Annotated in this window: 8 protein-coding genes and 1 tRNA gene; 5 read left to right on the top strand and 4 right to left on the bottom strand. The window is 41.7% G+C overall.

The window, feature by feature from the left end:
- Position 1: 1 nt before the first annotated feature.
- The 4 genes from R8P61_26425 (at position 2) to R8P61_26410 (ending at position 6,210) form a co-directional block, all read left to right on the top strand.
- Complete coding sequence (locus R8P61_26425) at positions 2-2,332, top strand: FtsX-like permease family protein (protein ID MDW3650639.1); 2,331 nt, start codon at positions 2-4, stop codon at positions 2,330-2,332.
- A gap of 25 nt (positions 2,333-2,357) precedes the next feature.
- The gene (locus R8P61_26420; protein ID MDW3650638.1) at positions 2,358-4,244 is read left to right on the top strand and encodes a serine hydrolase domain-containing protein; all 1,887 of its coding nucleotides are present in this window, start codon (positions 2,358-2,360) and stop codon (positions 4,242-4,244) included.
- 101 nt (positions 4,245-4,345) lie between these two features.
- Complete coding sequence (locus tag R8P61_26415; GenBank protein MDW3650637.1) at positions 4,346-5,488, top strand: amidohydrolase family protein; 1,143 nt, start codon at positions 4,346-4,348, stop codon at positions 5,486-5,488.
- 182 nt (positions 5,489-5,670) lie between these two features.
- Positions 5,671-6,210: a DUF6252 family protein gene (locus R8P61_26410; protein MDW3650636.1), complete on the top strand. Its 540-nt coding sequence runs from the start codon at positions 5,671-5,673 to the stop codon at positions 6,208-6,210.
- Between the two features lie 83 nt (positions 6,211-6,293).
- On the opposite strand, the gene R8P61_26405 is transcribed toward R8P61_26410, so the two are convergent.
- From R8P61_26405 to R8P61_26395, 3 genes are all read right to left on the bottom strand, one after another.
- Positions 6,294-6,797 carry a hypothetical protein gene (locus R8P61_26405; protein ID MDW3650635.1) on the bottom strand — a complete coding sequence of 168 codons (504 nt, stop codon included), beginning with the start codon at positions 6,795-6,797 and terminating at the stop codon, positions 6,294-6,296.
- Positions 6,798-7,001: 204 nt separating this feature from the next.
- A tRNA-Asn gene (locus R8P61_26400) sits at positions 7,002-7,075 on the bottom strand.
- 118 nt (positions 7,076-7,193) lie between these two features.
- Complete coding sequence (locus R8P61_26395; GenBank protein MDW3650634.1) at positions 7,194-9,308, bottom strand: thioredoxin domain-containing protein; 2,115 nt, start codon at positions 9,306-9,308, stop codon at positions 7,194-7,196.
- Between the two features lie 293 nt (positions 9,309-9,601).
- Between R8P61_26395 and R8P61_26390 the strand changes: the two genes are divergently transcribed.
- Positions 9,602-13,114 carry a T9SS-dependent M36 family metallopeptidase gene (locus R8P61_26390; GenBank protein MDW3650633.1) on the top strand — a complete coding sequence of 1,171 codons (3,513 nt, stop codon included), beginning with the start codon at positions 9,602-9,604 and terminating at the stop codon, positions 13,112-13,114.
- A 55-nt stretch (positions 13,115-13,169) separates the two neighbouring features.
- Here R8P61_26390 and R8P61_26385 read toward each other — a convergent pair whose 3' ends face one another.
- Complete coding sequence (locus R8P61_26385; protein MDW3650632.1) at positions 13,170-15,599, bottom strand: TonB-dependent receptor; 2,430 nt, start codon at positions 15,597-15,599, stop codon at positions 13,170-13,172.
- Between the last annotated feature and the right edge of the window lie 3 nt (positions 15,600-15,602).

The following is a 15,602-nucleotide window of genomic DNA, read 5'->3' as shown; positions in this document are numbered from 1 at the left end:
GATGAGAAACTTAATTCAGCTGAGTATTCAGCAAATTTATAGAAGGCCTGCCCAGTCTTTTATCCTCTTTGCCAGCATCGCCTTAGGAAGTATGTTGCTCGGCAGCGCGCTCGGATTATTAGTTGTGCTCAATAAACCCTTCGATCAAGTCTTTGAACAACTAAAAGGCTCTCATTTCCTCTTATACTTTGACCAACGCATGGACGATCCGGAGCAAATTCGAGATTGGTTTGAAGCTCAGGAAGAAGTCTTGTTTGTTGGGCAGCCTAATACTGTGCACATGCAAAATGGTCCTTTCCTTTTGAAGGAGGATAATTTGGAATTGGGTTTACGCCTGCTGGAGTATCATCGAAAGAATCGGCATCCTGATTCCTTGCATTTGCTTTCAGGTATAAAGCAAGAAAAACCAGGTTTTGGGGAAATTTGGATTAACTCTTCCTTTGCCAAAACCCATGAAATTGAAATCGGTGATTCACTTGGGATTCCGCTTGGACCAGAAGTCATGTGGTTGGAAGTAAGTGCCTGGGTAGCTGATCCACATTATGCAAGTGGAATGGTAAATCCGGGACAAGCCTGGTTGGCTCCGGGGGCTTTGGCGACCATGTATCCTCTTGAGAATTTACAAGAAGTGATGCTGGGAGTGAGGGTGAAGGATGCTGATAAAATGCACATGCTTTGGGACAGATTTATCAGAGAAGTAGGTTATGATGGGAGCAAGCTGGATTACCAACTTTTCCGATCTGCCTCGGGGAGCTTGCTAGGATTGATTGGAAATATGCTATTGCTTGTTGCCATACTCAGTTTCCTATTATCCTTACTTCTTATTCGCAATAGTCTGCGGGCTAATATACAAGCAGACTATCGACAGATCGGGATATGGAAAAGTTTGGGATTCCTTCCCGGCGAAATTCAGCTAAGCTATCTGATACAAGTCTTCCTTCTGGCTTTGCTGGGAATATTCCTGGGACTGCTAAGTGCAAAGATATTGCTTCCATTTATCCTCCAACAATCCCTCAGCAATCTAGGGATCATCCAGATTCATTATTCTGTCTACCCATTTATCATAAGTGCTTCCCTCAGTCTAAGTTTGATCCTTTTACTTGCGGCGATAAGTAGTCGAAAAGCAGCGGCTGTACCTGCAGCTCAGGCCATCCGAATTGGAAGGCCAGCAAAGGAAATTCAATTTCATGTTTTCTCTTTTCAAAAGCTTCGCTCGCCCATTTTCTACTTCGGTGCTTTCTTATTGCAAAGCCGTGTTTTTCGTAACCTCATGCTTGTCTTTTCATTTGCTTTATGTATAGCATTGATGAGTATCCTGCTGAGTTTGGGAAACTCTTTCTCCCGTCTTACAGAGTATCCGGCTGCCTGGGGATTTGAAGAAGTTGATCTCATTTTGAAAAAATCTGATCGGGTCCTCATTTCCCGGCGACAAAAAGAAATCATAGAACTACTTGAGAAAGAAGATTTAGTGGAAAAAATCATTCCGTATGACTGGATCAATATGAGTATTCCGCCTCAACAAAAGAATTCAGGACGAGAGCTTTTGGGGAAGGTGTATGTCGGAAATTTGGCGGAATCGGGTCTGACAATGCTTTCAGGAAGACATCCGCAAAATGCGAATGAACTTTCGCTATGTATAGGAAGTGCTCGGCAGTATGGAATTTCAACAGGAGATAGCTTAGAAGTAGAGCTAGAGGGTGAGCGGGTAAAGATGTTGGTGTGTGGAATCTACCAGGACATCGGAAATATGGGCCAGGGCTTTCGCATGCATATCTCTGCTATTCGAGGGCTAAATCCTTTATTCGAAGTTTCTTTATTCGGACTTCAAGTCAAGAATAAGCAAGAGAAAGAAAAACTGAAAAGTCGCATTTTGAAGCGCTATGGAGAAGTCTTTGAGTTTGAAAGAAGCATAGGAGATATCATCCAGGATATGGGAATAGTCTCTGCGATTTGGGCTCTTGTTCAATTTCTTTGCCTATTCTTTTTTCTCATCATCGCCCTCTTGAATTCCTTTGATCTGGGCTTACTTTTTCGGGAGGAAAAAGGGCATTTGATCTTGCTCCAATCCTTAGGGAAGGAGCGAAAGGAAATCAGAAACGTCTTGCTTTTTCGTATAGCTCTGATTCTTTTTCCTGCCATTTTATTTGGATTGCTCTTGGGCAATTCTTTGGGAGCCCTCCTGATTAGCCAAATCAGTTCCGGTCTGGGTTTACCTGCTTTCCCCTACCAAATCAATTTCTCTCATAATTTTTTCCTGGGCCTGAGTCTCGGCGTCCTGCTATTTGTGCTCACATTTTGGAGGGCAAAAAGATTAGCCGCTCTACTTACTTGATTCCCACCCTTAACTAGTCTTAGATATGCGTCATTTACTCATATTAAATCTCATATTTTTTGTCTTTCCCTCATTTGCATTCGCTCAAAATCAGGATTTACAGCTTGATCGCTATTTGCAAAGCATTTACAAAGAGGCTGCAGCTCCCGGCTTTTCAGTGAGTATAGTCGAAAAAGGGGAGGTTCGCTATCAGGCTGCTTTTGGGAAGGAGATACTTGGGCAGAAAGCTCCTATGCGAGTCGAAAGTGTCTTGCCTATCGGAAGTCTGACCAAGTCTATGACGGCTTTGGCTTTGATGCAATTGGTTGAAAAGGGACAATTGGATTTGGATAAACCCATCGTCGAATATGTGCCGGAATTTCAAACTGCAAAGCCTGAAAAAAGCAGCAAGATCACTTGCCGGATGTTACTCAATAACTCAAGTGCTTTGTATGGAGGCTATTCGGATGGAAGTTTGGAAGGAGATTCTGCGACATATCAACTGATGAAATCTTTGGATGGGACATATCTCGAACAGGAGCCGGGACTATTCTATCGTTATTCCAATACCGCTTTTTCTCTCGCTGGTTATCTGCTTCATGCCATAAGTGGGGAAGCTTATGCTGATTATCTGGAGCGACACATTTTCAAACCGCTGGGTATGAATAGCACCAGCACACGATTTACGGATTTTGAACAACTGGAATCTATAGATGGGCATTATTATGGAATTAACTCCTCTATTCCTGCCCACATTGAAAGAAATCAGGAAGCAGAGGCAATGATTCCGGCTGGTTCTTTGATGCGATCCTCTGCTAAGGACCTCTCTGCCTATATGCTGGCCCTTTTAAATCCAAATACATCTGGCATAATCAGTATTGCTGGTCGAGAGAAATTGTGGGAAGCTCAATCCTGCTTTGCTGGCTTTTCCTATGAAGAAGGTGGAGAAGACGAAGAATTTGGATATGGCCTGGGGTGGATGCGGGGAAATATAGAGGGGAAAGATCTGGTCTTTCATGGGGGCAGTACGGGAACGGCTTCTTCCATCATGATCCTTGATCCCTTGCATGAAATTGGAGTAGTTGTTTTACTCAATCTGGATTATACTTTTATTGATCGCTATCGGTACAGGACTGAGTTTAACATCGCTTACAATCTTTTGCGAATTGTTTTGGGGCAAAGTCCTAATGAATATGGGCAACCGAGAATTACTGATCCTAGCTTGAATGAATACGATTTGGATGGAGGAAACTATGAGCACTACATCGGTAGCTACCAATTTGCAGGCGGAGGAGATAATTTTGTTTATCATGGTGTGGGCTTACAAATAAAGCCTGAAGAGAAATACGGCCTCGTTGGAGAAGCTTATCGAGGTTCACAATTGCTGAGTAGGTTTCAGTTGGATTTTGTGAACAAAACCTTGGCTATGCGTAGATTTCAGGGACAGGCTGATCCCCTTCGATTTAGTCTGGATCGAAAAGGCCAGGTAAAGGGCGTAGAAGTTTTTGGGAGTAGATTTATTCGAAGAGATAGCAACTACTTTCAACGCTTTCAGGAATTGAATACAAAAGAGTGGAAATGCCTGCTTCCTATGGCATATCAAATGGAGAAAAATGGCGAGATGTATCTGTTAAGGAAAGCAGAGACTTGTGAAATCCTCCTGGGATTTGATAATCTTTCTCCTGAAGCGCGCTTGTCGAATTATTTTCCGGACCAGGCTTTTGAAAGGCAAGGAATTATCCAACAGCAAAAAATAGGGACGACTCGATGGGAACAGCATGCTTTTCTAGGATCCAAACGACAAGTGATCTTACTGAGGAGCCAATTGAAGGGCAGGCATTTCCAGATTGTGATGAGCACGCCTATTGGAGAATTAAGTCAACTTGCCTCAAGCGATCTTTATGGGATTATCTCAAGTTTCTCGAGGAAATAAAGAGGGCAAAATTGTTTGGGGAAAATTTCAAGGCGGCATTATATTTCCTATACGCATCCTTGCGTTATATGTCTAAGTTTTAAACGCCTATATAAACCTACATGATAGCAACACAGAAAGAAAAAGGTAACAGACCTTCCTTTGTTACGTTTTGCTTAATCTTATCCATACTTTTCATCAGTAGTATCAGTTGTCGTAGCCACCGAACTTTCGCAGAGTTCACAAAAGATGACTGCGATTGTTATAATCGGAAGAAAGAAGGCTATACCTTCAAAGTAGATGCCCATTGTCACTTTCGACCTTTTGGAGGAGAAGCCATTCCCTATCCGGAATTGGTCAAGTACTTTGAGCGATCAGGGGTCCTTTTTGTAAATGTCTTTGGGATTGGACAAAAATTACCACCTGATAGTCCTTGTACTTATTATCTGGATTGTCCGGGGACAGATGTTACTCCAAGCCTTTCGAATGATTTTATCAATGCGGCAAACAGCCTGGATTATTACAAAGAGCATGTATCAGAGGAGAAGACTGTCAACTTCGTTCTCTCTATGACCTTCCCTGATCTGGCCAATCCTGAACCTGTAATCGATCAGATTCGTCTCTTTGATAAGGAATATCCAGGGATGTTTAGCTGGATGGGAGAAGTGAATTTGGTAAAACAGGCATTGCTTCCCAATGGCCATGAAAAAGCCGATCTGAAGGATATCGCTCAATGGGCCGAGTTTATGGATACCTTGCGTGTGAGGGACATTCCTATCAATATCCATTGCGATCTGGGAAATGATGATGATCCTACTGCCTTTTTGTATTTGATGGAAAAAACTTTGGAGATCTATCCGGATAATAAGATCGTATGGTCCCATATGGGTTTATCCAGAGAACTGACCAGTATAGATCCCGATAAACACATAAAGATTCTTGCTGATTTGTTGGACAAATATCCCAAACTCTGGATTGATCTTTCCTGGGATGTATTGTGGGATTCTGTGTTTTTTAAGGAGGAAATTCGCGCTAAATACATTTCCTTTATCAATGCCTATCCTACTCGTTTTCTGACCGGAACTGATTTTGTCGCCTCTTCAAATAAAACCTATAAAGATTATAAGCAAGCCCTGGAAAAGACCAGTTACTTAAATCTGGATATGAACGATGAAGCTTTTCGTTACATAGCGCTTGGAGAAAACTACTTTCGCTTACTAAATCTCCCATACAAAGCACCTGAAGTTTGCCCAGCTAAAAAGTAGAGCAAATAAGTATAATAGCTGAAATCCAAATCTATTTATCTGGATCTATTCTTCATATAAGCCTAAGTCTTGTATGCAGGCATATGATTTTTGCCTGTATTTAGGTAAATTATAATAAGGAGCTGCTTCCTTGTTAGCTCCTGATTATAGCCTCGCTTTTTCAACCTTCTAATGAATTGCTTATGAAAAAGTCAGCATTCCTATTGCTTATGTTTTCGATTTGCTTGCTTCCACTATCTTGTGGAGGTGATACGAAAACGGATACTTCCTATGATGAAAAAAGCTATGAAGAGGAGGTCCCTAACAAGGAAGATAAAGGGACCGTAAAATTTTTATTGGACGGGGTAGCCTGGACAAATGATGGCCAGAATCCTCACAATGGACTGAATGTAGATGCTATAACTGATCACAATACAGTTGTCCAATTCAAGGCTTATGCTGCCAATGGGACCTATTTGGATATAACCGTATATAATGTGGATGGTATTGGGCCGGGAACCTATGCGCTAGGGAAAACAAGTCAGGCGGCCTATGAGTCCGATACAGGCGATAAGCTTATCTACATCACGGCCGGGATGAAGGAAGAAGCAGGAAGCGCTACGATTGAAAGCTTGACAGAAACCCGAGTTACTGGACGATTTTCATTCAAAATGAGAAATTCTGCAAATCCCGATGACGTTAAGGTGGTAATGAATGGGACCTTTGATGTGGAGTTTAATTGAGATACTCAAGACGAGTGCATGGAAGTCTATTGTTTTTAAATTCTATCATATCTAAAATAGGGCTTTCGTAGCATGTAGACTTGCTATTTATTCCTAACTTCTTTTTTCACTTTTGACCAGGTATAACCAACTCCTATTCCCACTCCTAAAATGCCTGCAAATGCTTTAAACAAAAACCCGCTTTGAGGTGGTTGATACCTGTATCCCAGGCTAAACATGGGACCCAAATAATTTCGATCTTCGTTTAATTGAATGTGGCGCCCTCCCATTAGTCCAAGTTCTGTTTCAAAATAGTGTTTCCTTTTTCCGGCTAATAGGGATACCCCCAGCTTTGCCCCAGGACCAGAAGGACTAAAATAGAAAGTATGTAAATAACCGAATCCTAAGCGAGCATAGAGATGCAGCTTTTCTTTTTTATTCGAAAAAAAGTGTCTCTCTATTGATACAGACCCTGTAGTAACTCCAATGTTGGTACCAATTTCAAGATAGGATGCGTTTTTAGTTTGCTGTCCATGTAGAGGTACTGTATCAAAAAGGTAAAGAAATTGCAGGATTGCTAATAGAACTGAAAGCCTTAAACGAATCATCTTGATCTTTTTTGAAAATCAAGTTTACCCCCAGGAATTGAAGGCTTAAATGATTAAAGTCTTATTATTAGTTGATTTTTGTACCCTTTCTTTCCCCAAAGCTCTGGTAAATCAAGGACCTATTAATTAATCCCGTTTAACGGGACTCTAAGCAAGGGAGCTAAAACGAAAAAAGCCACACGTTAATTACGTATGGCTTTTTTGCTCCCCCTCTTGGACTCGAACCAAGGACCTATTGATTAACAGTCAACCGCTCTAACCAACTGAGCTAAGGAGGAGTGTATTTTTCAAAGAGTTCACAAAGGAAGAAAACCTTCAGAAAAAATGCAAAGAAATCTTCGAAAATATTTCAAATTGTTTCTGCAAATACGATGCTAAAACAAAAAGTGTTTCAAATTATTTGTCAATAAGCTTTAATGCAGCCCCTGATTCTTGTACTGGGAACTTACAGCTTTTGTCCTGACAGACATAGATAAAGGTCTCATCTGGAACGAGTTTGAACTTGAGTAGTTCAAGCTTTCCTTCGCTATTGCCTCCCAGATAAAGAACATTGGGTAGGAAGTTTGCATCCATTTCTCTTCGCAATTTTTTCCAGTCCTCCCCTACTATGGCAACCTCATAAGGCGGATGCGTGAAATAAGTTAAGAGATGTGCCCAATTGGAATGGAAGGCAGGTTCTTGTTTCATTTGCTCTTCCATATTACTGAGCATTTGGCGAGATTTTTCCAGATAATCTTCTTTGTACAAATAAGTTCCCAGAAAAAATAAACCCTTGGCTAAAGAGGAATTTGCTCCCGGGATGAAGCCATCTGCAATTTCTTTTGTTCTGGTAATTAGTTTGTCATCCAGATCGGAGGTGTAATAGAACATAGCTGTTTGTTCGTCATAGAAATGCTCAAGGCTATATTCCATAAGCTTTTCTGCTTCAAACAACCAGTTTTCATCGAAAGTTGCCTGATACATAGCTACGAAAGCTTCAATGAGAAAGCTATAATCATCAGCAAAACCATTGATGGAAGATTTTCCATCTTTATAAGAACGATCCACTCCTCCGTCTTTTCTGATCATATGCTCTTTGAGGAAATGGGCGTTCTTCAATGCTTTATCAAAAAAGTTCTCATCCCCGAAAACACGATATGCATCCAAATATCCCATCAACATAAGGGCATTCCAGGAACACAAAACTTTATCATCCAATCCCGGCCGTTCTCTTTTATTTCGTTCTGCTAAAAGCTTCTTTTTCGAAGCCTCTATATTTTTCGCAAAATCCGATTCATTCATAGAAAAGCTTGCAGCAACTTCTGAAAGAGGATTTGTGATGTAGAGAATATTCTCTCCCTCCCAATTTCCTTTTGTTTTTACATTATATAATGCTTTGAAGTAAGCGGCATCTTCTCCCAGCAGTTCATCGATTTCTTCTTCTGTCCAGACATAGAATTTGCCTTCTTCCCCTTCACTATCTGCATCCAGAGAAGAATAGAAACCTCCGGATTCATCTAGTAATTCTGCTTCGACAAAAGCGAGGCTTTCATACACTACTTTTTTGTAGAGAGGATCTTTGCTCAATTGGTAGGCTTCTGAATAAAGGCTGACAATTTGACTATTGTCATAGAGCATTTTTTCAAAGTGGGGCACTTTCCAAATGGCATCCGTTGAATAGCGGGCAAAGCCTCCTCGAAGGTGGTCATAAATTCCTCCATAGGCCATTTCTTTCAGGCTCACATTTAGGGCTTCCAGGGATTCTTCATTTTCGTTTAGGTAAAAGTCTCTCAGCAAATATCGATGAATACTAGGCATGGGAAATTTTGGAGCTTCTTTTAAGCCGCCTTTTCTCAAGTCCATTTTTGAAAGTAATTCATCAGTAACTGCATCCATGATAGCAGGTTCCCAGCTACTTTTATTTAGTTCCAGTTTCGCTAAATCGAACTGTTGCATACCCTCGGTCATTTTACTTGCTGCATCCAGGAGTTCATCTGGAGCTTCTGTCTTTTTCTTGATGAAGAAATTGAGCATCCGTAGCCAGTCTTTCTTGGGAAAATAGGTGGCTGCAAACAAAGGCCTTCCATCGGGGAGGGCAATTGCATTGAGTGGCCAGCCTCCCTTCCCTACTGTCATGTAGGCCGCATTCATATAAATCTGGTCTATATCCGGCCTTTCTTCCCGATCCACTTTGATTGAAACAAAGTGCTTATTCATCAGATTGGCGACCGTCGTATCCTCAAAGGATTCATGTTCCATCACATGGCACCAATGGCAGGCGGCATAGCCAACACTAATGATCAGGAGTTTATCTTCCTCTTTTGCCTTTTGCAAAGCTTCTTCTCCCCAGGGATGCCAATCTACAGGATTATGCGCATGTTGAAGGAGGTAGGGACTTGCGCTATTAATTAGTCTATTAGTATATGTATGCGAATTCTCCATAGCCTTTTCCGTCTGTCCATTGCAGGAAACGAAATGAAAAAGTAACAAAAGAAGAATCCAGGGACTTATAATTGTAGTCTTCAAATTCATAGATAAAAGATTGTCGGAAGAAAATTCCTCATACAAAGATACGAATCAATATAATTACAAATTATGACGCCTTATTTACACTCATCGCAATTTGCAAACGAGCTATCTGGCTGGCCATTAATTAGATATATGTCCATCAGATGACGCTTGTAGGATTTATCTTATTTCAATTTTAGAAAATGGATTTAGCATAGTATTTTGCTATCTGTTTTTATCCTAAATAATCTGAATTCTTGGGGATTCAGGTACACTCGAATTTATCCGTACGACTAACTATCAAGACCCTAAAGATCATGACGAAAGTTAAACTCTCCCTGGTGGTGCTTTTCTGCATTGTACTAGGTAGTAATGTGTTTGGGCAAAACAAGCCCATCGGTCCTGTTTTACAGGATTTCAAAACCTGGGGTGTCAGCCAGGGATTTTCTCAAGCTGACTTACAGGAACTGAAAGTGACGAACGATTATGTGACGCAACATAATTCAGTACGACACATCTATTTGCAACAGGCCCATAATGGGATTTCCATTGTAAATAGTAATGCATCCATCCACGTTTGGAATGGAAAAGTTGTCGCAAGACATCAAAAGCTTATCAAAGGTTTGGGACAGAAAAGCCTTGGAAGTACTCCTGTTTTATCTCCGGAGGCTGCCTTGCAAAGCTTGTGTGTAGCGCATGATTGGAAGACTTCATCCCAAATAGAAGTATTGAGTGTTGCAAAGGGCCTGGAGCAAAGCGGAACCCTTGGCAGTAATCAGATAGCACATGAGCCTATTCCTTTTAAACTGGTCTATTACGCTGATCAGAAAGGGGGAGTAAAGCTTGGCTGGAATATGCAGGTTCAGAGTACAGACGGACCTCATTATTACAACGCTATCATTGATGCAAATAGTGGGGGATTGATTTTTGAAGAAGACTGGGTTGTTGAATGTAATTTCGAAGCAAATCATACCCATGATGCAGACGCTCACATGAATTTCTTCGAAGAAAGTTTCATGTATGCCCCAAGAGCAAACTCTTTGGAAGAAGCCAATATGATGACTGGACAGTATCGTGTTCTGGCAATTCCTACAGAAAGTCCCAATCACGGACCATATGTATTGATCCAGGATCCTTCCGATGCTACGGCCTCTCCTTTTGGCTGGCATGATACAGATGGAGTTGCCGGAGCAGAGTTTACCATTACAAGAGGAAATAATGTTTGGGCTAGTGAGGATAGGGATGCCAACAATGTTCCGGGATATAGTCCTGATGGAGGTGCGAATCTGGATTTCGATTTTACCTATGACACAAGTGTAGGCCCTGATCAAAATCAGGATGCAGTTATTACCAATTTGTTTTACATGAACAACATCATGCATGATGTTTGGTACAACTATGGCTTCGATGAAGTCTCTGGTAATTTTCAGGTGAATAACTACGGAAGAGGAGGAACAGGTGGTGATGCAGTAAGGGCAGATGCCCAGGATGGTAGCGGGACCAATAATGCGACCTTTGGTACCCCTCCTGATGGAAGTAGCGGAGTGATGAGTATGTTTATATGGCCATCTGGTGATCCTGGAATTGGAGGAGTTGAAGTCAACTCTCCAGCTAGTAATCAGGGAGCGGTCACTTCCAGACTTGCTGCTTTTGGTGATACGGACATAATAAATCCTGTTACAGCTGATTTGATTTTAGTAGAAGATGGTACAGGAAACAATGAAGGTTGTAACGCACTTTCAAATGCGGGTGATGTTTCTGGTAAAATAGTTTTGATTGATAGAGGGACCTGTGAGTTTGGGGTTAAAGCCCTGAATGCACAGAATGCAGGAGCGATAGGTGTAATTGTTGCAAATGATGGCCGTGGAGGCGGACTTATTAGTATGGCTCCTGGAGCTTCCGGAGCGGGTGTGAATATTCCTGCCTTCTTTATTAGCCAAAATGATGGAACCAATTTAAAGAATCTGCTTGCAAGTGGAACCGTAAACATAACTCTATCCAAGCCGCTTCTAGCAGCTACAGATAGAGATTCAGATTTGGATAATGGAATTGTAGCTCACGAATTTGGTCATGGTATTTCTAATAGATTAACAGGAGGTCCCGCAGAAGCAGGATGTTTAGGAAATGAAGAACAGCCTGGTGAGGGATGGAGTGACTGGTTTGCCCTTGTAATGCAAGTAAAGCCCGGTGATACAGGAGCAGAAGCAAAAGGAATAGGGACCTATGCAGCCGGACAGGCAACCACTGGAGGAGGTATTAGAAACTTTCCTTATAGTACTGATATGACAGTAAGTCCCTATACCTATAATGATATTAAGACTTTCTCAGTTCCTCATGGTGTAGGTTCCGTTATGTGTTCTATGTTGTGGGATCTGTATTGGGCAATGACCGACGAGCATGGATTTGATGCTGATATTTATAATGGAACTGGCGGAAATAATATGGCCATGCAACTAGTTCTGGATGGGATGAAACTGCAACCTTGTTTCCCTGGATTTACCCAGGTAAGGGATGCAATTCTATTAGCAGATAGTATCAACTATGGTGGAGCTAACCAAAGACTTATTTGGGAAGTATTTGCTCGTAGAGGATTAGGAGCAAGCGCTGATGCAGGCTCTTCCTTCTCTAGAAGCGATGGTACAGAAGCTTTTGACCTTCCGGATAAAGTGAAAGAAATTCTCTTTATGGAGAAAACAGTTGATAAGAACTCGGTAGAAAATGGAGATACTATCACCTTTAGTTTCTTTGTGAGGAACCAAAAATCGACTCCTCTTAACAACCTGATCGTAAGAGATACTCTTTCCAGTGATTTCCAATACGTAAACAACTCCTCTACCATCAATCTCAATTTGAGTGGAAATATTCTGAGTTTTAATCTTGGAAACTTTGCTCCAGAGCAAGACACGACTTTTAGCTTCCAGGTAACAGCAAACTCTTCTCAGCCATTTAGTCTGCCTGATTTTGAGGATGATATTGAAGGGGATGTATCTGATTATAGAAATCAGGGAAGAGCGGGTGTTGATGAATGGAGAACCTCTATTGATCGTTCCAGTTCTCCGTTGACTTCCTGGTTTATACCCAATGTTGATACAACCAATGATCAGGCATTGATTATGCCGATCTTTACCCCAACTGGGAGCCCGGTTCTTTCTTTCTGGCATTACTATGATACAGAAGCTACCTGGGATGGAGGGGTTGTTGAAATTCTGTCCGGTGGGCAGTGGGTCGATCTCGGAGAAAAGATGTTGACCAATGGATACAATAGCACGGTACAGTCAAATAATCCAATGGGAGCGAGACTGGCATTTAGTGGTAAGTCTAATGGTTGGATTCAAACAAAGATTGACCTGACAGATTTTGAGGGTGTACCTGCGGCACTAGCCTTCCGTTTTGGATCAGATGACAATACCTTCGAAGAGGGTTGGTACATTGATGATATCCTGGTTCAAAATGAATTTATCAGTACAAATGCTGCAACGGTTACCTCAGATGAAGGAGATGTCTATCGTGCTGAAATTGCTCGCCCGGTTGCGATCATTATCACTGACATAGCCAATTCCACCCGAGAACTACCCAATGAAGTTGAAATCAGACTTTATCCAAATCCTGCTCAGGAACAAGTGAGCCTGGAATACTTTGGAACAAGTACAGAGATGCTTCAGGTAGAGTTTAGAAATACCATTGGACAAATGGTGAAGGGCTTTGAAATGAGGCCTTTTGCTAATCAGTCCTCCAGCAAGATCGATATCAGCAATCTTCCGGCTGGCATCTATAATATTTCTATCAGACAAGGAGATATGAGAACTATCAAGAAGCTGCTCGTCGAGTAGTCTTCTTTATGGATACTAAATAAAAAAGCCGGGACTCAAGTCCCGGCTTTTTATTTTATAAACCTGCCCTTAAACTCAAGATGATATTTCGACCTGCTGCCGAAATACGAGAGGAAAAGGGGCGATAGTGAGTATCCAGAAGATTTTCAATTCCAAATTGAAGCTTCAGTTTAGGATTCAAAGCATAAGAAGCTTTAAGATTTAAGGTCATCCATGCAGGCCAACCATCTTCCGTAGCAAACTCAGAATTATTCTCATCCCGGGGACTATATCTATCCGGGCGCTTCCATCCATTATACAAGCTATAGAAAGAGGCCTGAAATCTTTTGGTTTTATAATTGAATTCTGTCTTTCCAAAGAAAGGGGGAATATGATCCATAGGGACTCCTGTCTCGGTCTCTTGTCCGTAAGTAAAAGTGAGACTATTGGAGAAAGAAAATTCGCCCAGATCGAGGTAGATGTTGTTATTCAATCCTGCAATGAAGGCAGTTTTTGCATTTACATTGGCTTGAACCCGACTAAGTGAATCTTCATAAAGGACAAATTGTTCTCCATTTAAATTGAAATCCCTCACTACTATGGCATTTGTGTACCAGGTATAGAAGCCTGTCAACTCTATTCTGAGTATATCGCCGAAGGTTTTGCTGAGGCTTAACTCTCCATTGTAGCTGTATTCGGGATTGAGGTTGGGATTGGGAACGACTACATTACCAGGTTGTGAATCAAATACTTTAGCGACATCATCCAGATTGGGAGCTCTGAAGCCTGTAGCGGCTAAAGCAGAAATTCTCCATCCATCTCCTGGCTGAAAAACTACTGCCAGATTGCCACTCAATGCCTGGCTGTTTTTGTCTATTTCGGAGAAAGGAAATGGGAAAAAACTTCTGTCCTCAAATCGTGAATTCAGTGAAACAGCTGTCGCTCTGATCCCATCTGTCAAGGTCAGTTCATCATTCAACTCCCAGCGATGGGTGAAATAGGCAGCAAAGGTATTCATCATGCTTCCCCCGTCCGGATAGCGAGTATCCAGGGCAGAGGTCTCAGCGCTTAGGATATTTTCCTGAAATGCGGTGGAAGCAACATCATTGATCACAGCCTCCAATCCATAGGCAAGTTCATGATCCTGACGAACGATCTTATTGGCATCCAGATTCAGGCTGAATACCTTCACTTGCTCGATTCGATTATTTATAAGTTCGCTTTGAAAGTTTCGGTTTATCCTGCTTTCCTCAATACCCTGATAGCCGGCAATCAAACTTAATTGATCATAGTATTTGTTTTTAGCCGTGTGCTTCAACTGATAGGAAGCCAGTAATCTTTTCTGTGGGCCGTAGTGCCATTCGGCAAATCTGGGGACTCCATCTCTCCATTGAATAAGTCGATCAAAGCGAGGTACATCTGTTGAAGTCGAAAACTGGAAATTGAGGGTATGAGAGATACGGGTAGAAGGAAGGAAAAAGAATTTTTGCAGAATATCCAGCTGACTAAAGCCTGTATTTCGCATGAGGTTGGGGTCTTCATTGTTGATCAGAGAGTCCCTTCCCCCTATCCTTTCCACATACCAATCTCTTTGGCCGAAATTGGGATACTCCTCTCTTCTGTTATTTCCAACTCGCAAATCTCCATAATCAACGGCAGAGATACTGGTGAGTGAACCCCAGTTTTGTCTACCATAGCTGAGGTCGGCATGCAGGTATTTTTCCTGATTGGCGGATGCATAGCGACTGGCAAAATTGGCCTTTAAAAGGGGCTCTCCATCGCTACTTAATTCTGGATTTTTGGTATAAAAATGCATGACTCCTCCCAGGGCATCGCTGCCATACATGACCGAACTAGGCCCAAACATAATTTCCGTCCGGTCAATGATAGAGGGATCAATGGTGATTACATTCTGCAAATGGCCACTTCTATAAATCGCATTATTCATCCTAATGCCATCTATAACCAGCAGTACCTTATTTGCCTCAAAACCTCTGAGATTGGGACTGCCACCACCCATTTGAGTCTTTTGTACGAAAACGCTTCCTTTCTGCATTAAAAGGTCAGCAGAAGTCTGAGGATTGTTAAATTGAATATCCTGGGCTTTTACTACATCAATTTGATAGGGAATGTCTTCTTTATTTTCCTGGTATTTATTGGCCGTAAAAACAATCTCATTGAAATTGAAGGTTTTGCTTTCCAGATAAATACGGAATTGGAGAGATTGAACTTCCTCGAAATCAATCTCTAAATCCTTATAGCCCGGATGGCTGATTTTTAATTTGTGGCTATGTTCAATCCAGGAAGTCTGAAGATAAACACGGCCTTTTTTATCGCTTTCTTTTTCAAATAATTCCTCGCCTCCCTCCGACAGACCAATTACGGTTGCTTTCTCTATGTATCCTAAATCCACCTGATCCTGCAAGCTCAGATATATATCCTGAGCCAGGCTGACAGATACCAGTAGAAGCAGGAATACACCCCCTAGGATTACCTTTTTTAACATAAG

It is taken from the genome of Bacteroidia bacterium (assembly GCA_033391075.1).
In the GTDB taxonomy this organism is placed as follows: Bacteria; Bacteroidota; Bacteroidia; order J057; family J057; genus JAWPMV01.
This window is presented reverse-complemented; position numbering and strand designations above follow the sequence as displayed.